This window comes from Candidatus Melainabacteria bacterium, assembly GCA_003963305.1.
Lineage (GTDB): Bacteria > Cyanobacteriota > Vampirovibrionia > Obscuribacterales > Obscuribacteraceae > PALSA-1081.
Genome location: RXJR01000002.1, coordinates 1 through 20,895, shown reverse-complemented (window position 1 = coordinate 20,895; position 20,895 = coordinate 1). Strand labels below are relative to the sequence as shown.

Annotated in this window: 21 protein-coding genes; 10 read left to right on the top strand and 11 right to left on the bottom strand. The window is 49.8% G+C overall.

The window, feature by feature from the left end; translation table 11 throughout:
* Nucleotides 1–128: 128 nt before the first annotated feature.
* A complete protein-coding gene (locus tag EKK48_02655) occupies nt 129–1,007 on the top strand; it encodes a class I SAM-dependent methyltransferase (protein ID RTL45355.1) in 879 nt (292 codons plus the stop codon).
* Complete coding sequence (locus EKK48_02650; protein ID RTL45354.1) at nt 1,008–1,937, top strand: SDR family oxidoreductase; 930 nt, start codon at nt 1,008–1,010, stop codon at nt 1,935–1,937. It begins immediately after the preceding gene.
* On the opposite strand, the gene EKK48_02645 is transcribed toward EKK48_02650, so the two are convergent.
* Complete coding sequence (locus EKK48_02645; GenBank protein RTL45353.1) at nt 1,900–2,898, bottom strand: serine/threonine protein kinase; 999 nt, start codon at nt 2,896–2,898, stop codon at nt 1,900–1,902. The two genes, EKK48_02650 and EKK48_02645, sit on opposite strands and share 38 nt — an antisense overlap.
* A 209-nt stretch (nt 2,899–3,107) precedes the next feature.
* The gene (locus tag EKK48_02640; protein RTL45352.1) at nt 3,108–3,377 is read right to left on the bottom strand and encodes a hypothetical protein; all 270 of its coding nucleotides are present in this window, start codon (nt 3,375–3,377) and stop codon (nt 3,108–3,110) included.
* 181 nt (nt 3,378–3,558) lie between these two features.
* Here EKK48_02640 and EKK48_02635 point away from each other — a divergent pair, with 181 nt between their 5' ends.
* On the top strand, nt 3,559–4,020 hold the full coding sequence (locus EKK48_02635) for a hypothetical protein (protein ID RTL45351.1): 462 nt from the start codon (nt 3,559–3,561) through the stop codon (nt 4,018–4,020).
* A 10-nt stretch (nt 4,021–4,030) separates the two neighbouring features.
* On the opposite strand, the gene EKK48_02630 is transcribed toward EKK48_02635, so the two are convergent.
* The 5 genes from EKK48_02630 to trxA all read right to left on the bottom strand — a co-directional run bounded on the left by EKK48_02630 (nt 4,031) and on the right by trxA (nt 10,053).
* Nucleotides 4,031–7,444 (bottom strand): AAA family ATPase, encoded by a 3,414-nt coding sequence (locus EKK48_02630; GenBank protein RTL45350.1) that lies wholly within the window; start codon nt 7,442–7,444, stop codon nt 4,031–4,033.
* Between the two features lie 21 nt (nt 7,445–7,465).
* Entirely contained in the window at nt 7,466–7,717 is a 252-nt protein-coding gene (locus EKK48_02625) for a hypothetical protein (protein ID RTL45349.1), read from the bottom strand.
* Nucleotides 7,718–8,045: 328 nt separating this feature from the next.
* Nucleotides 8,046–8,594, bottom strand: a complete 549-nt coding sequence (locus tag EKK48_02620) for a hypothetical protein (GenBank protein ID RTL45348.1) — start codon at nt 8,592–8,594, stop codon at nt 8,046–8,048.
* 217 nt (nt 8,595–8,811) lie between these two features.
* The gene (locus tag EKK48_02615; GenBank protein ID RTL45455.1) at nt 8,812–9,318 is read right to left on the bottom strand and encodes a fasciclin domain-containing protein; all 507 of its coding nucleotides are present in this window, start codon (nt 9,316–9,318) and stop codon (nt 8,812–8,814) included.
* A 411-nt stretch (nt 9,319–9,729) separates the two neighbouring features.
* Nucleotides 9,730–10,053, bottom strand: coding sequence for a thioredoxin (gene trxA, locus EKK48_02610; protein RTL45347.1), 324 nt, complete (start codon nt 10,051–10,053; stop codon nt 9,730–9,732).
* Nucleotides 10,054–10,262: 209 nt separating this feature from the next.
* On the opposite strand from trxA, the gene EKK48_02605 reads away from it, so the two are divergent.
* The 3 genes from EKK48_02605 (at nt 10,263) to EKK48_02595 (ending at nt 13,007) form a co-directional block, all read left to right on the top strand.
* Nucleotides 10,263–11,753, top strand: coding sequence for a HAMP domain-containing protein (locus EKK48_02605; GenBank protein ID RTL45346.1), 1,491 nt, complete (start codon nt 10,263–10,265; stop codon nt 11,751–11,753).
* Nucleotides 11,754–11,841: 88 nt separating this feature from the next.
* The gene (locus tag EKK48_02600; GenBank protein ID RTL45345.1) at nt 11,842–12,063 is read left to right on the top strand and encodes a hypothetical protein; all 222 of its coding nucleotides are present in this window, start codon (nt 11,842–11,844) and stop codon (nt 12,061–12,063) included.
* A 152-nt stretch (nt 12,064–12,215) separates the two neighbouring features.
* On the top strand, nt 12,216–13,007 hold the full coding sequence (locus tag EKK48_02595; GenBank protein RTL45344.1) for a hypothetical protein: 792 nt from the start codon (nt 12,216–12,218) through the stop codon (nt 13,005–13,007).
* Nucleotides 13,008–13,026: 19 nt separating this feature from the next.
* On the opposite strand, the gene EKK48_02590 is transcribed toward EKK48_02595, so the two are convergent.
* Both EKK48_02590 and EKK48_02585 read right to left on the bottom strand, forming a co-directional pair.
* Complete coding sequence (locus EKK48_02590) at nt 13,027–14,049, bottom strand: hypothetical protein (GenBank protein RTL45343.1); 1,023 nt, start codon at nt 14,047–14,049, stop codon at nt 13,027–13,029.
* A gap of 67 nt (nt 14,050–14,116) precedes the next feature.
* Complete coding sequence (locus EKK48_02585) at nt 14,117–15,283, bottom strand: ATP-grasp domain-containing protein (protein RTL45342.1); 1,167 nt, start codon at nt 15,281–15,283, stop codon at nt 14,117–14,119.
* 189 nt (nt 15,284–15,472) lie between these two features.
* On the opposite strand from EKK48_02585, the gene EKK48_02580 reads away from it, so the two are divergent.
* Complete coding sequence (locus EKK48_02580; protein RTL45341.1) at nt 15,473–16,192, top strand: esterase; 720 nt, start codon at nt 15,473–15,475, stop codon at nt 16,190–16,192.
* 157 nt (nt 16,193–16,349) lie between these two features.
* On the opposite strand, the gene EKK48_02575 is transcribed toward EKK48_02580, so the two are convergent.
* Nucleotides 16,350–17,363: a LysM domain-containing protein gene (locus EKK48_02575; protein ID RTL45340.1), complete on the bottom strand. Its 1,014-nt coding sequence runs from the start codon at nt 17,361–17,363 to the stop codon at nt 16,350–16,352.
* Nucleotides 17,364–17,571: 208 nt separating this feature from the next.
* On the opposite strand from EKK48_02575, the gene EKK48_02570 reads away from it, so the two are divergent.
* Together EKK48_02570 and EKK48_02565 are read left to right on the top strand one after the other, a co-directional pair.
* Nucleotides 17,572–18,282, top strand: a complete 711-nt coding sequence (locus tag EKK48_02570) for a hypothetical protein (GenBank protein ID RTL45339.1) — start codon at nt 17,572–17,574, stop codon at nt 18,280–18,282.
* Nucleotides 18,283–18,306: 24 nt separating this feature from the next.
* A complete protein-coding gene (locus EKK48_02565) occupies nt 18,307–18,696 on the top strand; it encodes a hypothetical protein (GenBank protein RTL45338.1) in 390 nt (129 codons plus the stop codon).
* 8 nt (nt 18,697–18,704) lie between these two features.
* Here the strand turns inward: EKK48_02565 and EKK48_02560 are convergent, their stop codons facing one another.
* A complete protein-coding gene (locus EKK48_02560) occupies nt 18,705–19,664 on the bottom strand; it encodes a response regulator transcription factor (protein RTL45337.1) in 960 nt (319 codons plus the stop codon).
* A 50-nt stretch (nt 19,665–19,714) separates the two neighbouring features.
* On the opposite strand from EKK48_02560, the gene EKK48_02555 reads away from it, so the two are divergent.
* Nucleotides 19,715–20,725, top strand: a complete 1,011-nt coding sequence (locus EKK48_02555; GenBank protein ID RTL45336.1) for a hypothetical protein — start codon at nt 19,715–19,717, stop codon at nt 20,723–20,725.
* Nucleotides 20,726–20,895: the final 170 nt, after the last annotated feature.

The window sequence follows — 20,895 nt, the reverse complement described above, 5'->3', positions numbered from 1 at the left end:
TTATGGCTCCTTTTTTGTTTACTTTGAAAGACCTCTTTGCCAAGCAATGAATTCACGCATAAACTATTGATTCACCTTATCCGCTCCACCAATGACAAAACAGGCAGGAACCACTGACAAGCTCAAGAATGCAGAGAGGAGATGCAATTTGCCCCATTTGCCAAAGCGCAACAAGCAAAGTTGGCGATAAATCAGGGCGAGTAATAAAGAGAGCTTTCTCATTGTTTCATTGCCAGACTTGCGGATTTTACTATGTCGATAACCCTGAAACCGACTATGGGCTGATATACGATCAGAACTACTATCAAGGCAGGGGCGCGGACCAGTCCATAGACTATGTCTACGAATTTGAGCATCATCAGAGCACTGTTCGCAATTACGAATGGCAAGGAATTGCCACCATCGCCAGTCACTTCATCAAGAATCTAGAGGGCAAAAAATGGCTCGACTATGGCTGCGGCACCGGTGGTCTGCTGAAATACTGTGAGCAGAATTACAAAGTGGCAATGTTCGGCTTTGACCATGGCTGGGCAGTCGAGCGGGCAGAGGCTGCTGGACTGCGGATTTTGCCAGAAGAGGCACTCGAAAATCATCATCAGAGTTTTGATGTTATTACAGCCATCGAAGTACTTGAGCATTGTTTAGACCCGATTAGTGAGCTGAGACGTATCAGAAGTCTGCTCAAACCGGGCGGATTATTTTTCTATACAACTGGCAACAGTCAGCCATTTGAAGGCAATATTCTCAACTGGTCCTATTTTGCTCCAGAAATTCATATCAGTCTCTTTCAGCCTAAAACGATGGCCTATGCCCTTGAAAAATGCGGATTCCAAGTTGAGGAGGGATATTTTCTTCCGGGGCTAGAGAAGCTTATTCGCTATAAGGTTTTAAAAGCTCTGAATTTCAAGGATATGAGCTTTACTGAGCAATGGTTGCCCTGGCCAGCGCTGGCTCGCCTGGTCGATAAAAAGTACCGCCTCTCAGAGTATCCAATTGCTCGAGCATAGATTTCAGCATCTTACTTTCACCATTCAAGTAAGCTACTACTATTCTTCTCAAAGGTACGCTCTTTGCTACTAAAAGAACGCAGTGCAATAATTACAGGAGCGAGTCGGGGCTTAGGAAAAGCTATTGCCCGAGCCTTTCTTGCCAACGGTTGCAATATAACCATTTGCGGCCGAGACGAGTACAAATTGCTAGATACTGCCGCAGAGCTGCAAGCTGAATGCCAGACATCAGCCCTGGTCAAGGCTATAAGGGCTGATGTTTCGTGTGAGAGTGACGCTAAGTCCATCGTTGCCAGTGCAATTCAACAATTCGGTCGACTAGATATCATCGTCAATAACGCGGCCATTCTTGGTCCGATTGGACTGAGCGAAGAAGTCGATTGGCAAGAATGGCTGCGCACTATTCAGATCAATTTGGGTGGCCCCGTCCTCTTATGCCGGGCTGCCATTCCCCATCTTAAATCTAAGCGCTATGGCCGAATTATCAATCTTTCGGGTGGAGGAGCCACTGCTCCGAGACCGTGTTTTGGTGCTTATGCTGCAAGTAAGGCGGCTCTGGTGCGCTTCACCGAGACTCTGGCAGAAGAGCTGAAAGAATTCGATATAACTGTCAATGCTGTGGCACCAGGAGCACTCAACACTGAAATGCTTGAGCAGGTGCTGCAGGCTGGTAGCGGCTTGGCCGGACCTAAGGCGTTTCAGGATGCCTGCCTACAGAAAGAACAAGGAGGCAACTCTCTTGAGCAGGCCGCTGCTTTGTGCGTTTTGCTAGCCTCCGATACAGTATCAGCAATAACAGGTAAGCTAATTAGTGCTGCCTGGGATCCGTGGCAGAATTTATCGCTTTATGAGAAGCAGCTTGGCGGCAGTGATATTTATACTTTGCGTCGCATCATTCCAGCTGATCGAGGTCAAGATTGGCAGCTTTGAGCGCGGTGCCCAATTCTCGAACTGATTGGTATCGCTCATCAGGATTTCGATGCAGCGCCCTGGCGACAACTTTTTCAAGTTCTACCGGGAATTTCTGACCCTCGTCGAGATCATTGATCGATGGTGCATCGTTTTGAACTCTCAACAACAAAGTCTCCATGGCATTGGAGCCTTTCAGGCAAGGCGTTCCTGTTAGAGATTCGAACATGACGCAGCCCAGTGTGTACACTTCCGATCTGCAGTCGGCTTCTTCGCCCATGCATTGCTCCGGGCTTAGATATAGTGGGCTTCCGAATATTTCTCCCGGTTGCGTAAGGTTTTGCAATACTGATGCTCCTTCTTGCGACACGAGCATTTTGACAGTGGTTTCTACAGCGTGCGAACTATTCAACGCAGAAGGCGCATCAACAGATGTAACGATGGACTTGAGTGCAGATGCGGTTTCAGGGCAGACCTCCCCTGTTTGTTTGCAGACCTTCGCGATGCCGAAGTCGACTATCTTTGATTCATTGAAGTCGCCGTTTACAAGCATTATGTTGCTTGGTTTGATATCGCGATGGACCACGTTCGATTCATGCGCATAACTCAATCCATCGCAGACGCCTGCAAACGTTGCGAAAAATTCCTGCAGTTCCAGACGATGTTTTTGTTTGAGCACATCTTGCAATGAAACTCCTTCGAGAAATTCCATAACAATGAAAGGCTCGTTGCTTTCGGTGAATCCATACGCAGTTACTTCGACAATGTGCTTGTGACGCAGGTCTATTGCCACTTTCGCCTCGCGCTCGAATCGCATTCTGTTGGTCGGATCATTCTTGAGGTGATTGTGCATCACCTTCAGAGCGAACACCTTGTTGGAATGCTGCTCAACAGCCTGGAAAACCTTTCCCATTCCGCCAACGCCCACTTCCGACACTATTCTGAAGCGATCCATGCTGAGGTCTTGCTCACTGCTGATCATTATTGCCGGTACCTTTGGTTAGCTAGTCGCTTCTGAAGCTATTCCCGGCTTATCGACTTCGGCTTCGATTTCGGTTTTTGTCGTCATGAAACATTACGTGAAACAAACTTGATCTGTTTCACGCAAAAGCAGGTCGCAACCTCTGGTGTTGCGATTCTAAAATTGCAGACGTTTTTCGAAAAGGGCTTGTCTACTGGCAGTAGGGGTATCTATTGTTGACCGCCGTTTTGCATTTTTTGCTGATCCTTTTGGACCTTCTCTTCGGCCTTCTCAGCTTTCTTTGCGGCCCGACCGGCTCTAAAAGAGTGCCCTTTGTTCACTTCACTGTTTGCTTTTTCGTTGTCTGCTGCAGCTTTGGCTTGTTCCTTGGCTACATCTGCGGCTAGATCTTTTGCACTAGCAGCAGGAATGGATGTGAATGCAGGAACTCCCAGCAGAATTACCATAGAGCACAGGATCACGTTCTTGTTCAATTTCATTGATGACACTCCATTCGCAGTTTTCCAATAAGCGTTTCTGCCTACGGGACGAATTTTAACTCATCCATGCCTTCGAATGTTTGAGGGCGGTCCGGATTTGTCTGTGACTATAGCTGAGAGCGCTTTCCTTGTGCCACACTTAGGTCTCGTTTCTGCCGCCAAGTAATGTAAAGGAGCGAAAATGCCTTTCTATGATTATTCGGTAAACGCTGCCGGCAGCTTTGGGCCAGGTACAGAGTACATTGGCGCAAAAACAGACCGTCCTATTTTGATTTCGAAGCTCCATTATGAGTTTCATTATTGGCCGGAGGACGATATGCAGTGCTGGCTTGGATATTTCATCGGTACAGACCGGTTCAAGAAGGCATTGGAGGACATTTCGCCCCCAGTCACTGGTGTTGAATTTGACAAAGTCGAAATATCCGGTGATGCAGATGAATTCGAGCGTGTATGGAGGAAAGCCCGACCAGACTCGGAGCTTGGTAGCTGGCACTGGTTTAAGATCACCGGAAAGCCAGGCGTTGATGATTTCGCTCAGAGGAAGCCGGATTTAGTCGTATCGGAACGAGTTGCGCAGCTGCTCCGTTCGTTCGGCATGAACTATGGAGAGCTCAAAGAGTGTGATGATGAGCCGTTGCGCTAGTGCTTTTCGACTATTCCTGCTGCGGGCTCCAGTGGTCATCCGCATCTTTATCGAAGCGAATATCCTTTATCTGTGGTCCTTTGTTGTTCGTGCTTCCACCCGGGCTGGCTCCGCTGCTGCCACCGCTGCCGATACCAGGTAGAGCCCAGCCCCCGAAGTTGTCGAGGTCGATGACAGGCGGTTTTCCGACGAGCTTGCGTGTTCCGAGAAGATCGATCTCGCGCTGAATATCGGCTTTGGAGCGCTCTGGCTCGAGAATCGCTGCAATGTCAGCGAAGTACAGTGTCTCTTTCTCGACCAGTGCTTGTGCCAGCTTGTCCAGCTGGACGCGTTTTGCTTTGATCAGTTGGGTGACGTTTTCCATGCAAGTGTCGACAAGATTTTTGATCTCCATCTCAATCTCGCGATTCGTCTCTGATGATGCCTGTCTAGGTTCACTCCAATCACCCTTGTATTCGTAGGCAGTTGTCGTGTTGAATTTGAATGAACCCATACCCCAGTTCCTGACCATCAGGTTGGCGATATGACCTACCGAATTGAGATCTGAAGAAACGCCTGAAGTAGTTGTGTCCATGTATATCTGCTCTGCAGCCATGCCGCCCAGTGAGACTTCAATGTCGACAATGTATTCATGCTTGTTCTGTTGAACATAGTCTTCTTTCTCTACCGGCCACATGTAGCCGAGAGCGCCACCGCGGGGCACGACGGTCACGACCTGGATGCGCTCGCGGCGGTTGCGGTAGTAGCAAACCATCGTGTGCCCAGCTTCGTGATATGCAGTCGCCATCAACTCTTCGACGAGTATGTGTCGACTGTACTGCATGCCAAATCGCACTCGTTGCACGGCCTGGAACAGGTCGCTTTGCGAGATCTTCATGTTGCCATCTCTGATGGCGATCAATCCCGCTTCGTTAACAATGTTAGCCAGCTCTGCTCCTGCACTGAATACTGTCATGCGGGCAATGTCCAGCGTGTTGACTGTTTCATCGGTAGCTGTTTTCTTCAGGTAGCTTTGAAGAATGGCATCACGTCCTTCAAGGTTAGGCAACGGCACATCGATTCGTCGGTCAAAGCGACCTGGTCTCAATAGGGCCGAATCCAGCAAGTCTGGATGGTTCGTTGCACCGATAGTGAGCACTTTGTGTTTGCCGAATCCATCCATTTCGACGAGCAATTGGTTCAGCGTCTTGTTGTGGTCTTGAACTGCACCACCGCCTCTTTCAACACCTCGTCTGGCTCCGATGGCATCGATTTCGTCGATGAAGACGATGCAAGGCTTTCCGCCCCGTCTGGCCTGCTCGTAAACGGCACGGACACGAACTGCGGTCTCGCCTGCCCACATCGATTGGAAATCACTTCCTGAGAGTGAGTAGAACGGCACGCCTGCCTCATTCGCGATCGCTTTAGCGAGCATGGTCTTACCTGTTCCGGGTCTGCCAACTAACAGAACACCCTTTGGCGCTTTCAGACCAGATTCCAGAACCTTATCAGCATGCTTCAGGAGAGCAACTACTTCGGCCGCTTCTGCCTTAGCTTCGTCCATTCCTTTCAGGTCCGCCAGGCGAACTTCTATGTCCGGAACGCGCGACATGTTGACACCATGAGTGTTCAACTTGTGACCTGATGTCACGGACACTTTGTCTACGGCTTCTTCCAGGTCTGATTCTTCGACGTGTGTTTTCTTCTTGCGCACAGCCAGTATCGCGGCTTCATTTACTGCTGCTGCGATGTCTGCTCCTGAGAAATTAGTGGTTTGTTTGGCAAGTTTATCTAGATCCGGTTCGGAAGCCAGTTTTATGGTCTTCAGATATTGCGTGAAAATGATTTTTCTGGCTGGTGCATCCGGCAAGCCGACATACACTTTCCTGTCGAATCTGCCACTGCGCATGAAAGCTGGGTCGAGAATAGGTTCGTTGTTAGTCGCGCCTATCGTGATGACGTTGCTGCGGGAGAATCCATCGAGCTCCACCAGTATCTGATTAAGCGCATCAGACCTCATTCCCTCGTGAGATTTTTTGGCCCCGATTGAATCGATTTCATCAATGAATACGATGGCAGCCGGGCTCTTTCTCGCTTGCTGGTAGAGCGCTCGAATGCGGTCACCACCAAAATCACCAAGATAGCTCGCCGAGAGTCCGTAGAACGGCACGCCGGCCTCGTTGGCGATGGCTTTGGCCAGCATCGTTTTACCGACCCCGGGCGGTCCAACCATGAGAACGCCTTTTGGAATTTTTGCGCCGATCAAACGCAGGTCATCTCCGTGCTGCAGAAAATCGACAATTTCAGCCAGATCCTGTTTGACGTCGTCAATTCCGACTACATGCTCCAGTCTGATAGTCGGATCTGCGTTTTGAATTTCCAGCCCTGAACCGACCAGCGTTCGTTCCAGTCCTACGGCAACGCGGTCCAGAGCCTGTTTGATCGAGTCTGTTGTGACATGACTCGGTCCGCCCGGACGCATCGATATCAGAGCTGCTTCGTTGACGACATTGGCGATTTCTGCCGGTGAGTAGTTCGAAGTCAACATCATGATTTCGTCGAGATCGATTTCAGGTGCGTGAGCAACTCGATCAAGATAGTACTGGAAGATCTGGCGGCGTTCAGCAGGCGATGGCGATTGGAAGTAGATTCTTCTGTCCATGCGACCTGCGCGCATCAATGCCGGGTCGAGAATGCCATCATTATTGGTGGCACCGATAATGAGCAGGTTGGTGCTGTGGAAGCCGTCCATTTCTGTCAGTAACGTATTGAGCGTCATGTTCATATCCGACTGACCGCCAAAACCGCGATCGCCCTGGCGTCTGGCTGCCATGGAGTCGATTTCGTCGATGAACAGTATCGCCTTACCGTGACGCTTCAGTTGGGCAAACAAGGTCTTGAGCTTGAGCACGCCCAATCCCATGATCAAACCGCTTACACCGGAACCTTCCAGCACATAGAACGGAATTCCGACTTCGTTTGCTATGGCTCTGGCGTAAAGCGTCTTGCCCACGCCTGGAGGTCCAATAAACAGCATGCCTTTCGGTACTTCGGCGCCTGACTTCAGGTAATGTTCGGGGTGCGCGAGCATGTCGATGACTTCGCGGATTTCCTGTTTGGCTGGTTCGTTACCGATAACGGTATCGAGCGTCTGGGGTGCCTTAGGGCTTATTGAAGGCTGCAGGAAGAGAAAGGGCAGTGCCGTCCGCCAGAATCCTTTTGGCGCCTTTGCGTCGGCTCTGGGCGGCAATGGGAAGAGGATTTTGATCATGATGTAGAACTGCATGATGATCATCAGGGCGCCGAAGACAATGGCGCCGAATGCAGTCACTACTGAATACTTCATCAGAGCTGGAAACGACGTGAACGGATTCCAGAACGTCGAAGTGCCAAGCAAAAGCAACGTCCAGAGGATTAGAAGAGTCCAGCGTGCCCATTTTTTCATGTTCGGTTATCCTTCCTTTGCCTAAAAGTTGCTGCCGTTTTGCGAGTGGCTAGATTCGCGACGGTCTGAATCTTCAATCTGGGTGATTTGCGGAGCTTTTGAAGCTCCGTCTATGTAGTTGATCTCCGGAATCTGGCCATCGGCCCTTCTCGTTCCGGACGAGGTGTCGCTTGTACCTGCGACTCCGACGGGCAGGTTTTCAGCGATGCCTCCTCCATTCAGGAAGCAGCTGATTGCCAACACGACAAAAAACGCGATTATGTAGTCTTTCATTTGGTAATCACTGGGAGTGGGAGATTGAGAGCGCGCTGCTGATAGACATTTTATCTTGACTTGTAGTGGTCGGTCCAATTGCTTAATACCGAACTGGTATCAGGGTTTACCCCAGCGACTAATTGTCTGAACAGTGAGTCGTTTCTCGAATGGACGAGGTTAAGGGTTCTTCATATATAGAAGTGTACCCACTTACGAGGCGAATTGAGCGTCGAATTTAAGTCGTGGCATGGATTTAGCACGATTCTTACGATCCCGTGCACATCAATTGATGCCGTATCTGGTGGCAGGTTCTATACCAAAAGGCTCTGCTCGATGCGCTTTTGAGTTAACCGGCCGGCATTGCAGAGCGAGAGGGGGGCGCGGACGAAGGCGCTGCAGCAGAGGCTTTTATGTGCTGTCTGTTGAGGAAATCGATCAGGTCTGCTTCGGTCATTTCTCCTGCTAGAGCCTGAACCTGTGCGCCATTCTTGAATATCACCATGGCCGGCAGTTGACCGTAATATTTCTTGAAGAGCGTGGGATTAGTCATCAGGTCTACTTTGACTACCTTCAGTGTGTCCTGGAATTTGTCGGCCAGACTGGTGAATATGGGTGCCATGTTGGAGCAGTGCGGGTCGCTGTCTACATAAAACACTGCCAACACTGGTTTCTTTGCGGAGAGAACCTCTTCCTTGAAGTTGTCGTCAGTGCCAATGGCGATTAATGGACTGTCCAGAAGACTTTTTGCTTGCAGTTCCGATGACGAACCGCTGCCCGGTGCTTGCACATCGCTGACAGCTTCGCGCATTGGGTCTTCGTCTTTCGGCATGCCGTTGATGAAGGCGCCCACGCCCAGTACGACGATGAAGACAATCAGCATTTCTCTAAGTGGCATTGGTTCGCTCGTCCTGACAAAACACCCTTTTATATATTGGCACAGGAACTCTCTTCAGTTATCTAAATTTAAGCGATCCGAAATGTGCCATTGAGAAACAAATCGAATTTGCTTCGCCGGTTGCGAGAAACGCGGGCGGTAAAAAAAGAAAACGCACCGCGCGGAGGCGGTGCGTTGACATCAAATGCGATACCAAACGAGGCGGTAGACCGGCTCTCTATTTACCGCGTTCAGGAACCAAAACAGCGTCAATTACGTGAATGACACCGTTGCTAGCCTTGATGTCTGCCTCGGTTACGATGGCTCCATCAACAATTACTTTTCCGTCTTTGGCATTGAGCATCACCGACTCGCCTTCCAGCGTAGTCAAAGAGCGCTTGTTCTGGAGGTCTGCAGCTGAGTAATTTCCTTTGACAACATGATATTTCAAGATGTTTGCCAATTTGGTTTTGTCGCCGCTGAGTTTGTCCAGTGAGCGTGAGCGACCAAATGCAGCGTCGTTTGGAGCAAAGACTGTGAATGGTCCTGGTCCTTTCAGAACTCCGACAAGACCGGCAGCTTCCAACTGACTCAACAATTCTTTGAATGTACCAGCTTTCGCTGCCACAGCTATGATCGTTCCACCTTTGGCAGCGCATGCTTGCTCGCATGCTTTGGATGAGCAAGCTTTCTTGTGGTGGTGATGAGGCTTGCCTGTTGTGTGGGCATCGCTCGCTTGCGGCATCGTCATACCCGCAAGCGAGACGGCGGCAACTGCTAACGATGTGAGTAATCCGAATCGCATAATTTCTCCTTTTCAGAGCTTCTCTTTAGTAATTGCGCGAAACCGCCTGGAATTACGATTTCGTCACGACGCCTGGCTCATCAGCGTTCTGTCTACAGATCGTAGAGCCGCAATTATAGAAGGTTCAAAGTTTTTACATGTGCTCGGTGCGCAAAGAGTTTGTTAGATATGCATCTTTGCAAGTCGAGCCAGCAGGACTATCTTTTCAAGTCCTGTTCGAAAATAGTGCCATTAATTCAGTAAAAAGGGTGCAAAAACAGCGCCGATTTGATCGTCAATTGATCACGCTCGGCGCAGTACTCGCAATTACGTTCGCTGGTATCCACGGCATAACCGTGTCAGCCACTCGTTTTAGACGTGTTTGTTGATTGCAGAGGCGAGGGTTGCCTTCGGCACAGCGCCGACAACCTGCTCGACAACCTGACCACTCTTAAACAGATAGAGGCTCGGAATACCGCGAATGGTATAGGCTTGCGCAGTTTTAGGGTTCTCGTCGGTATTCAGTTTGACTACTTTTAGTCTTCCTTCATACTCTTTTGAAAGATCTTCTACAACCGGTGCAACCGCTTTGCACGGACCACACCATGGTGCCCAGAAGTCGACGAGTACTGGCACTTCTGCCTTGAGTACTTCTTGTTCAAAGGATGTATCGGTTACGTTCACAACAGCAGACATTATGGAATAGGACCTCCAGATTGGTGGTTCTCAAAGATTGCGAACCAATTCCGCATTACGCGGCATCAGTAGTTTGGCATAGAAATTTCGATTTGTGTTAACACTCTTTTGTTGTCGCGCTCAATATGACCATACAGGAATGATAGCCATGTTCTGTGAAAATCAACGAGGAAATGCTGAAATAGCATCATAGAGTCAGAGAGATTTAAATGGGATTTTTCAAAAACATTTATCAATGGCTCTTTCGAAGTCTAGCTAATCAGCTGTTGGTCACATATATATCATTGGTTACGATCGCGCTTTTCGCGGTCAGTATTTGGGCTTTGTTTATGATTAAGTCCGAATCGATTGTTGATCTGCGCAACTCGCTTGAAGTTGAGGCGGTTAATCTCTCGTTGGAAATCGATAATGACCTGGCTCTCGATTCTGAGCAGTCGCGCAATCGCATCAAAATGGCCGTTGATCGGCATGCGAACAAGCTGGGCGTGGCGATCACAGTTGTCAATGATGATGGGCACGTCCTGGCTGACTCAGGCGGGGGACCCGGCAGCACCGACACTGCAAGCGGCGAGAACATTTCCAATCAGTCGGAAATCAACGATGCTCTCGCCGGCGTGATTGGTATTTACGAGCGGAAATCGAACAAGACGAATAGCAACTGGTTGTTCATTGCCTATCCGGTGCGAGCGGCAGGTCACACCACCGGTGTAATCAGGGTCGGTTTGCCGCTCACGGACATCGAAAGGCGGCTCAACAATGACTTGTATGTTTTTCTGAAAATTATCTTGGCAACAGGCGTTGTCACATTGCTGATCAGTTTGTGGATGGCTAAGCGAGTTAACCGTCCCGTTAAAGAGATGAGTGCTATGGCTCGCAACATTGCTCTCTCCGGTGACATGTCCGAGTTTGTACCGGTCGGCAGGCGCGATGAGATTGGTGAGTTAGGGCTGTCTTTCAATCAAATGATCGGTCGGTTGCGTGAGCAGGAGCGGTTGCGTCAGGAGTTCATTGCCAATGCCAGTCATGAACTAAAGACACCGACTATGGCGATAGGCTCGGTGGTTGAAGCACTGCAGGCTGGAGCGGCGGAAGATCCAGTGCTGCGCCCACAATTTCTCACTTCTCTGGAGCGACTCGTCGACCGGCAAACCAGTCTGCTCAGAGATCTTCTGGATATCAGCAGATTGGATGGTGGGCTTGGAGAAGATTGGCATGATGACGTTAACATCGTGCAGGTCATCAACGATGCTGTTGAACAGCTACGCGCTCATGCAACCAAGAAAGAAGTCGAGCTGGTTAATTTAGACGGTCTGGATGGTAAGAGCGAGACGGCTCCGATTATCCGTGGCAACGCATTGCAGCTGCAACGAGCGATCGTCAACATTGTCACCAACGCCGTAAACTACACCCCGCCTGCTGGAACCGTTTCAGTCAGTGCGCGTCTGGCTGATTCTGAGCGCGTGGCCATTAAAGTTCAAGATAATGGTGTCGGAATCGATGCCGCAGATTTGCCTCATATATTTGAGCGCTTTTACAGAGCTGATAAAGCTAGAACCAGAGCAAGTGGGGGCACGGGGTTGGGATTAGCAATTACGCGTGAAATCGTTGCCAGGCATCACGGCACAATTGAAGTCGAATCAGTATTGGGCAAAGGATCGACATTTACTATTTTCTTGCCTGCTGTTTCGAAGTCTTCGTGATTGACTGCAGTCTTCACTGATTGCTCCAGGTCTTCCTGGTGATTGACTGATTGATTGAGAGAAGTTGGGGATCTGTATGGTGTCATTTTTGAATCGACTGATTTCATTGTTCAGGAAAAACAAGCCTGAGCCTGTAGCAACTGAACCTGAAGATGATCTTTGCTGCGAAGGCTTTGTTCACATCGCCTATAGAGGTGTCAGTGACGATCGTATGTACATCGCGTATGGACGTAAATGGGGAGATGTGCGCTTCTTCAAACCGCATGGGCTGCGGGTGTTTTGCGCCAAATGTCGAAGGCGATTGCTGTAGCCTTTAGGCTACGAGCGTGCATGCAGACAAGTAGGCTCAAGTGGTAATTGCTGTGGCTTCTCGGCTACCACCAATTTTGGTCTTTTCCCACGAAGATTGTCGTCATGTGATTTAATGATCTCAGCATTGGTAGAACTGAAGAGATCACCGTTATGCGAAGACAGTTCAAACTTTGGGTATCCTGTCTGGCATCTCTTACGTCGTTTCTATTAGTGCCATGTGTAGTGGCACAGCCTAAGTTGGCCTCTGTTGCTCCTCTAAGCGATGAAGCTTTTTCCGTGTTGCAGAAGCATTACTTGCTCGGGCGGTGGCAGATTTTCGTCAATAAGGATAAGGTGAAAGCCGTTAACCTGTCCGAGGGATACTCCATTGTGACGATGGCACCGACCTGGAAAGTAATGTTCTATCGAGACGGAAGTACTCCCAAAATGTACGAGACAACGATGCGAGAGTTCCTTGTGGCGGGCATTCCGTTGAGCAGCTATTACGTTATTGAAGGACGACTCGACCAGGCGAAAAAGTCGCGGGCTCAGTTTAAGGGTTTGAATACAGTTCTCTTCACTTTGATGCGAGCTGACCGAACTAAAGTAAAACCGGCATGGACACTTGGTGATCTGCCACCGGAATCACCTGTTGTTCTTTCGAAGTACTGGCTTGCACCTGCCATCTCGAATAACGATACTGTTTGTAAGTTTGTCCAAAAGCTATTCATGATGCCGGCTACGAACGGCTATCCCGTTGCGTTCGTTGATGTGCGCGCTGACAATACACACACCGCCGTGCTCGACATAACTTCATGCAAAGGCTTCCCCCCTGCGGCTGTACAGATCGTTTATCCAACTCCAGCTAAGTACAAGGTGTGCAAAGGGCAGCGCGATGTTACTCTTTCTGCCGGTAAAAGAGAGGGTTTGAACGATTGGGCTGAAGTTTTAGGCAAGGATTGAGTTCTGTTCACCCGGACTTTCAGTCATCTTTTGCGTTCGGTTCAGAATTCGGTAAGTCCTTTTGAATCAATTCGGAGTTCATCAGCTGATCGATTCGCAAAATTCCTGTTTCTCTCTGAATGTCTGAAAAGGGCAGCCGACTTGCAAGAGCTGGAACATAACGTTTCCGCGTCGCGAGCGGAGGTTGAACGTAGATTTTTCCGGCGCTCTCTGGCGCCTGACTAACCGCCACTTCCGTTACTGCCGCTGCGGTCTCTGAGTCCGTCCCTGCAGCCGTCGTTATTTCCTCACTGACGTCTTGTTTTTCATTTGAATGCAATGGTTGTTTGCGTGGTGATTCCAGATCTCGCAAGAGATCTTTGGACCTGTTCGTGGGACCAAGTTGAATATTGCGCCTGGGCTCAATGCCGTGATGTGGGATGAAGGGTGATCTGGGAGTTTCTGGTTTCGGTAGTTTAGGCTTGCTGCGCGATTGTTTGTATACCAGGTCACCCTGCGGAATTGCTTCCAGTCCGATGTAAACCTTTTGTTGATCATCATCATTATCGTTCGGGGTAATCGGTGCCGTTTCAGTAATTGTTGGAGTTCGTCGCGCAAACATTGGCGGCAGTACGATCGCTTTTCTTGTTGGTTGGGGCTGCACTGATTCCTGCAAGTCCTTCTTGGTGTCTTCTGTTGGCTTAACATCCGTTTCTTTAGACTTAGGTTCTGGTTCCGGTGCAGATACAGGTTTTGGAACGGCTGTGGGTTCCGATTCAGATGCAGGTTCAGCCTCAGGTTTGCGTGCGGGGGCGGTTTCAGAGGGATTATGGCTGTATTCGACCAGAGCGTTTTCCGGCAGTCTCAGCGCCAGCGACAAAAGCATCAGCGTGCCTTTTGAATACAGTGAGTCATTCGGGGTCGACCCCTCTATGTCCGTAACAATCTCAGGCGGCACGCCCATAGCGTCAGCGAGGTCCTCGCTGGACATGTTTAGTTCAGCGCGACGCTGCTTTACAGTGACTGCCAGAGCAACTGCTAGTGGTGATCTGTGAACATGCATACAGGGTATTTTCCCTGTCGCTCGCTTGTTGCGTGTCCCTCAAAGGGATTATTTCGCGACTGTACTGTCACCCGTTGCGGCACTGTATGTCATCGGCTGCTGCTATTAATGGTTCCAGCTCGGCGTGGCGCAAAATGTATCCATGATTACCGATCGCTCCTGTAAACACTGAGCTGATCCGCTCTTCGTGCTTCATGATTGATCCGTATTTCTGGCACACATCGTGGTGGGAGAGTTTGTAGGGGATGTGATCTTTTCGACCGACATAGATGACGAAATTCGGGCGCGGTCCCATCGGTTTGGAGACACCGTGAACAACGAGCTGTGCCCATGTCTTGTAGCAGTCAAAGTCGTAAATGTAATTGAACATATTCAGAGTCAAACCACCCGGAGGACGCATGTTGACCTCTAGTGGAGTAGCTGTTTTGCCATCTTCCGAAATGAAATATTCGAAGTGGAAGAATCTCGAGCGCACATCAAAAGCTTTCAGCGTCTTCAGACCAGCATCTGTGATTGCCGGTTCGATGTCTCTGACTGTGTAGTAGTAGATATCGGTATTCTCGTTGACTGCGTCCATTACTCCTTTCGAGTAACGCAGCGATGAGGTGAAAATAGGTTCGTTGTTCTGATCGACAAGTCCGTCGAAGGTAACAATTTGACCGCTGATGAATTCTTCTACAATGTAGTCGCAGTGGAGTTTTTCTTTGATGTAAGGTGCGATGTCGGCTTCGCTCTTCAAGTTGAAAGTTTTCGCCGCACCAACTCCGATATCAGGTTTTGCCACCACCGGAAAGCCAACTTCTTTGATAAAGGCACGCAGTTCAGCCTCATCTCGACAGACGCGACCGCGCGCCGGCTTCAATCCCGCCTCTAGAAAGACACGTTTCATCTCTGATTTGCGTTTGACTTTCGCTATATCGTGCATGTTAATGCCAGGAATATTGAAGTCTGTGCGCAGTCTCGCTTCGGTTTCGAGCCAATACTCGTTGTGCGAATCTATGTGGTCGATCTTGCCGTATCTGTGGGTGAAGTGGCCGAGTGCCCGCACCAGTTCATCATAGTTGTGCATATCAGAGACACGATAGTATTCGGTGAGCGAACTGCGTATCTCGTGACTGAGGGAGTCGTAAGGATCGTCGGCGAGTCCCAGGACTGTAGCGCCTGCCTCTCGAAGTTGGGTTGAGAAAGCTGCAAAGTTGGGCGGGAAATTTGGAGATAGAAAAACTGAATTCATGACACGCCGATCGTATTTTGTGCGGGAGGATGCGCAGAGCAGTGGACTGCCCGGCAAGCACTGAACAGTATATCCACTTGGTTAACTAATTGATCCTTTCTGAGCTTCTTGAAATCAGCTGACCGTCGACGTCCTGTACACTCTAACTTTGCAGATATAAGCAGGCGGCGAAATAAGGAATCCAAGTGGATGTTGCGAGAATATCATAAGTGGCATAGCCCTCACCTCAACCGGGACATGGAGCTGACCGTCTTTGGTCATGCCGGAGCTCGGGTTATCGTTTTTCCTACATCCGAAGGGCGTTTCTTCGACTGGGAGAACCGGCGCATGAACGACCCGATCCACGAGCATTTGGAACGTGGATGGCTGCAACTTTATTGCGTCGATAGCGTTGACCCGGAAAGCTGGTTCAATCATCACGTCAGCCCCACAGATCGCGCCAGACGGCATCTGCAGTATCAGGACTACATAATTTATGAGGTATTGCCATTCTCTCAAAAGAAGAATGACAACCCTTACACGATTGCTACTGGCTGCAGTTTTGGCGCTTATCATTCGATGAGCATCGCATTGCGCTTCCCATGGCACTTCAACCGTGCTCTTGGAATGAGTGGTGTTTACGATGTTCGCGAGTGGACGAATGGGGAAATGAATGAAGTTATTGCGCAAGGCAGTCCTTGCGAGTTTTTGATTCAACTCCATAATCAAGAGCATTTAGACAAAATCAAACAGCTCGAATTGATTATTCCAATTGGCAACGAAGATCCCCTGTTCGGCAATAACCGCTGGTTCTCCGATTTGCTCTGGGAGAGAGGTGTCTGGCATGCTTTCCGTGAGTGGAATGGATTTGCGCATGACTGGCCTGAATGGTTGAAGATGCTGCCACTTTATATCGGTGGCGCAGATTAGCATCTGAGCATATGCGCATTATTCCGGCGCTCTTGCTCACAGCATAAAATCGCAGGTCCAACTAAAAAGTGAGAAAGGAAGAAGTCCTCTCTCACTTTTTTGGCTCGGCGCCTAAATCTATTGTGCGATTATTTTGAACCGGAAGGAACTTCTGGTGCTACTCATGGTGACGCATGAGGTTGATTCGGCGTACCGTTTCGTGTTGCACTTCCTGTTCGGTGCGCAGCATCAGCGACTGTCCGGAGCGTAACTTCTCATGTGGTGCCAGGTGATTAAGAGCGCGAATTTTTTCTTCTTCGAATCTGATCGCTTGTGGCGTGAGGTGGTCTCTTCCCGCCTTGTGCAACGCAAGGCAAGCCATGTCGTAGAGAGTCTCGCCATGCTTGACAGTGTGATGAGCGTCTTTGATTACTCCGGCTTCCACTTTAGCTTTGAGCTCATTAGCCTTTTCCAGCTGCTCGTGAAATTTCTTTTGCTCCGAGACCTCTTTGCTGAGGCGATTTATTTCGTTGTCTTGCTTCTTGTCATAGTCGGTGGCGCGTGGGTCGACCTTGTCTTTCTCGATATTCTGGCTTTTCATGTCGTGCCAGTTTGATTCCGGTCTGTGGAAGTGATTGAAATTATTCGGCGCGAAATTACTTTGTGGACCTTCTGAATTGCGGTCGTTGGAGCGCGGATAGGCGTCCTCCAGAGCACCACGCATGTCGGCTCTGTTTTGCTCCGCCCAACGATTGATGCGGTCCATATTGATGCCGCCGTGGTTTTTGCCCCAGAAGTTTCTTTCTGCGTGCGTGTCGTGTATTTCTTGAGCGTTCGAGCTGAGTCTGTGCATCAGCATGGCTTCTGTGTGGCGCCCTGAATCACGCAATTGATCTTCGTCTTTGATCAAATCTTGGGTTTCGACGTGCTTATTCTTTTGCAAGGCTTGCATGGCTGGTGTGTCACCCGCTGTGACCATATTGAGTTCTATTTTGGGAAGCAGATTCCTGTCTTGCAGTTCATTATTCATCGCCGTCATAAATGACCTGGCATAGTCTGAATTGGCTCTGTTCAGCTTCTGGTCTATATTCCAGCACTTGTTTGTGAAGTCGTCCGGACGGTTCGCCATGGCCAGATCTACAGCTGCGCGTCTTCCATCAAGTTCTGCCGAGCATTCGTTGTTTGCACCCATGTTCTTGCTCCCGATAAGTAAGCGATGCCGAGTCGTAATGAGAGGTTGCGGAGATACTTCAACCTTGTGAGAGGATAATAACTTCGGCTTCTTGCAGCGTAATTGCGGATTCCTTGCAAATTTCTTGCATGGGCAAGTTTGTTGACGGGCGGCAGCACGCGATTCGTTCTATACTGAGTTCGCGCTAAGTTTTTATTGTGGAGGCGGAATGCAAAGATCTAAGTGGACGACTCTCTCTCTGGCGACATTGCTTGCAGGCAGCATTGCCGGCAAAGCTTTTGGCGCAGATGCCGTCAATGCCGTCACACAAACTCAGAATGGTCCGACAGGCGCGACACAGTACGCGGCGCCCTCGGCATCTGATTCTGCCCAGGACCCGGTCAAGACTTGTCAGGCTTACCTCTCCACTTTGCCGGTGCCCGAAAAGAAGACAGGATTTCACCCGGTTCGACTGGTAGCGAAGGCGATGGTTTCAGAACTGGGAACTGATGCAAGCGGCATGCTCAAAGATAGTATGTTTGTTTTTTCAGCCAAAGATTTCGATCCGTACGATAAGAAAGCACCGAAAAATAAACCTTACACATTGCTGGAAATTCAAATGATTGACGGCAGCCAGGCATCGGTTGTTAAGTACCCTGATAACAGCGGCAAAGTTGTGGGCGGATTCGCTGATGGAACAATCATTGCGCCGAGTGGTCCTAACAGTTATATCGTCGCGTATCCCAATGGTGCCCGCGGAAAGCTAGTCAAAATCAACGGCATCGAGTATGACGTCTACCGTCCGGATAACACTGTAACGCGTATCAAAAAAACTGCCAGTGGTGACTATGATATGACCAATAATAAGCTGGGATATCTTGGCACGGCACGCACGGACACGCTAGGCATGCAGTTTGAGATGAATAGCAGTGATTTTTAGGTTGCCGCACATGGGAGCGAAGTCGTGAAGACACAGCTGATTCGAATTACATTAATTGCTCTGGCATTCTATTTTATATTCCCGTTGATTCCTGGTATCGATGTACATGGCGGCTTTGTCCATGTCTTCTTAGCTGCGATTTTGTTTGGAATTTTTGGCTGGTTGGTCGAAGTTTGCGCAGTTGCGTTGACGGCTGTGCTGACTGTAACTACGCTTGGAATGGCGCTCCTGGTCTTGATTCCCCTCTGGTTGCTCGGTTTCTGGCTGCTGCCGGCTGTGACCTTGAAGGTCATGGCTGATTTTATGCCGCATACTCTGACCATTCAGGGCTGGGTTCCGGCGATCGAAGGCGGTTTGCTGATGTTGCTGATTGGTATTGTCACTGGTGGCAATCCGAACAAGTACAAGAAGTGATCAAAGCGCTAAGGATCGAAGCGGTAACCAACTCCGTGCACCGTTTTTATAATCGAGTTTTTGGTGCCTTTGTCGTCGAGCTTGGTCCTGATTCTGCTTATGCAGGTGATCACAGCGTTGCTGGTGGCATCCGACTCTGAAGCCCAGAGCCTGTCTAGAATGGCGTCTGGTGTGAAAACTCGATTAGGATTCGACATCAGAAATTCCAGCAGACCAAATTCCTTGGGCAGTAGTTTTATCTCGGTATCGCCCTTGGTGACTTTGAAACTGGTGCTGTCCAGCTTAACGTCGCCCCAGCTGTAAGATTTCTCTGCCACTGTTCTGGCGCGTCGCAAAAGCGCCTGGATGCGCACAGTCAGTTCCTTCATGTGAAATGGTTTGGTCAGGTAATCGTCGGCGCCGCTGTTGAATCCTTCTTCTTTGTTTTCGATTTTGTCTCTGCCGGTGAGCATCAGTATCGGGCATTGCCCGCCTTTGGCTCTGTATTCTGAGCAAATCTCGATGCCGTCTTTGCCCGGCATGTTGAGGTCGAGGATGATGATGTCGTAGGCGTAAGTCAGTACTTTGTAGAGCCCGTCGTTGCCGTCGCTGGCTATTTCGACCTGATGATGGTCGAATACCAACCAGTCACGCACCATTTTTGTCAGGGCTTGATCGTCGTCGACTAGTAATATTTTGGCCACAAAGAATCGCTTGGAGAGTATTTTAAAACGGCTCGATGCGTCATTTTTACCACAATCTTTCCGGGCTGTACCAGAGAAGGACCTGAACTTTCTTGCGGTTCCTTTTCTCGCACAGCCGGTCGCCTGCGCCGAAAATGGGTCAATATTCGCTCTGTTATGTTTTGGTAACAAGAATTTGCCAGTATCACTGTGGAAAATTCTGCTGCAGGATTCTAAAAGTGGCCATACCAGAGCGCATTGAGAGGGTAGATAGTCGAGATAGTCGAGTTGGCAGGGCAGATGCATTCGATCATCGCTCTTCCTCTGCTGCTTTCTCTCGAGACGCGCTTGAGACTATGCGCCTGAATAACTCCATGGTGCCGCCTCAGCTAGATGCGATGGGGCGCTCTAACAGCCAGCTCAGTAGAGCGGGCTATCCGCCTCCTTTGACTCTGGAGAATTCGGTTGCTAATCCCGATCAGGAAGCCTGGCGTCGTAGCAACCCATTCGACAAACACTACGTCGGACGAGGCGCTGGAGCGATCGGACCTTACGACCGTTCGCCGAACCCTCAGTATCGAACGGACGGTGCTCCGCAGGAGGCGCCTGCCGGTAATTACCGTGTGGCCTCGAACAATTTCGAGCCCAGATACGGGCAATCTCCATACGCTGGAAACAATCAGTACGAGAATCCCTATCGGCGTACTTCTCTAGACCAATCTTTACCACCCGCAGATCGATATCCCAGAGTTGAAAACAGCGGTACAGTCTTTCGTTCTTCCTCCGACCGCAATAGTTTCTACGCTCCTCAAAACGATGGTAATAGTTGCTCTGCGTTTAGCATGGCAATGATGTGCAGTGATTGGAGCACCGGTCGACCGGCGTCTAATGCCGAGAGTTCGCGATGGAAGCAGATCGCCGGCACGATTGGTCACGGCTATCGTGGCACCCTTGATCAGGTGGCGTCCAATTTGCGTCAGGGAATTCCTGATTTGCACACCAAAGTCTACAACTATGGAATGGGTCGAGTTGGACCGCAGGCGATGCAAGACTTGAATCGAGAGCTTGCTCAGGGGCACACAGCTGTAGCGAAAGTGATAAACCCTCACACGGGTAATCCGCACTATATCTACATCGCGGGCAGAACTCAAAACGGCGAATACATCATCGGTGATCCTGACCGCAAGAATCCTCACCATCAGCCGATCAGCGGGCAACGTCTAATGAGTATGATGTCGCGCAGAGATGGATTTGTGGCCGGATGGAAAGACTCGATGAGCATGGCTTCTCGCGCTCCCGGTAGTGCAGCGAATCGATATGCGATGGCTCGTTATACAGGCGAAGACGACCAGAGAGCGCGGGTCTAGTTTCTGAGGCGCTTCAGGCTGGCGCTGGGATTATTGGTTTGCCCTTTTACAACTATAATTTATAGTGTTATTTCTTTTTTCCTGCGTTTCACGATACCGCAGCATACGAAACTGGCGTGTGCAGGGAGCAGGCAGTAATAAGTCGGCATGCCAATTGATACCACTGGTAG

What these genes read in the sequence shown, in the direction of transcription:
- EKK48_02555 (RTL45336.1), top strand. Translation starts at nt 19,715, where the DNA reads ATGCGCCTGAATAACTCCATGGTGCCGCCTCAGCTAGATGCGATGGGG.
- EKK48_02570 (RTL45339.1), top strand. Translation starts at nt 17,572, where the DNA reads ATGCAAAGATCTAAGTGGACGACTCTCTCTCTGGCGACATTGCTTGCA.
- EKK48_02630 (RTL45350.1), bottom strand. Translation starts at nt 7,444, where the DNA reads ATGAAAAAATGGGCACGCTGGACTCTTCTAATCCTCTGGACGTTGCTT.
- EKK48_02635 (RTL45351.1), top strand. Translation starts at nt 3,559, where the DNA reads ATGCCTTTCTATGATTATTCGGTAAACGCTGCCGGCAGCTTTGGGCCA.
- EKK48_02640 (RTL45352.1), bottom strand. Translation starts at nt 3,377, where the DNA reads ATGAAATTGAACAAGAACGTGATCCTGTGCTCTATGGTAATTCTGCTG.
- EKK48_02645 (RTL45353.1), bottom strand. Translation starts at nt 2,898, where the DNA reads ATGATCAGCAGTGAGCAAGACCTCAGCATGGATCGCTTCAGAATAGTG.
- EKK48_02615 (RTL45455.1), bottom strand. Translation starts at nt 9,318, where the DNA reads ATGCCGCAAGCGAGCGATGCCCACACAACAGGCAAGCCTCATCACCAC.
- EKK48_02585 (RTL45342.1), bottom strand. Translation starts at nt 15,283, where the DNA reads ATGAATTCAGTTTTTCTATCTCCAAATTTCCCGCCCAACTTTGCAGCT.
- EKK48_02625 (RTL45349.1), bottom strand. Translation starts at nt 7,717, where the DNA reads ATGAAAGACTACATAATCGCGTTTTTTGTCGTGTTGGCAATCAGCTGC.
- EKK48_02590 (RTL45343.1), bottom strand. Translation starts at nt 14,049, where the DNA reads ATGCATGTTCACAGATCACCACTAGCAGTTGCTCTGGCAGTCACTGTA.
- EKK48_02605 (RTL45346.1), top strand. Translation starts at nt 10,263, where the DNA reads ATGGGATTTTTCAAAAACATTTATCAATGGCTCTTTCGAAGTCTAGCT.
- trxA (RTL45347.1), bottom strand. Translation starts at nt 10,053, where the DNA reads ATGTCTGCTGTTGTGAACGTAACCGATACATCCTTTGAACAAGAAGTA.
- EKK48_02560 (RTL45337.1), bottom strand. Translation starts at nt 19,664, where the DNA reads ATGCATCTGCCCTGCCAACTCGACTATCTCGACTATCTACCCTCTCAA.
- EKK48_02595 (RTL45344.1), top strand. Translation starts at nt 12,216, where the DNA reads ATGCGAAGACAGTTCAAACTTTGGGTATCCTGTCTGGCATCTCTTACG.
- EKK48_02580 (RTL45341.1), top strand. Translation starts at nt 15,473, where the DNA reads ATGTTGCGAGAATATCATAAGTGGCATAGCCCTCACCTCAACCGGGAC.
- EKK48_02655 (RTL45355.1), top strand. Translation starts at nt 129, where the DNA reads ATGCAGAGAGGAGATGCAATTTGCCCCATTTGCCAAAGCGCAACAAGC.
- EKK48_02575 (RTL45340.1), bottom strand. Translation starts at nt 17,363, where the DNA reads ATGGGTGCAAACAACGAATGCTCGGCAGAACTTGATGGAAGACGCGCA.
- EKK48_02620 (RTL45348.1), bottom strand. Translation starts at nt 8,594, where the DNA reads ATGCCACTTAGAGAAATGCTGATTGTCTTCATCGTCGTACTGGGCGTG.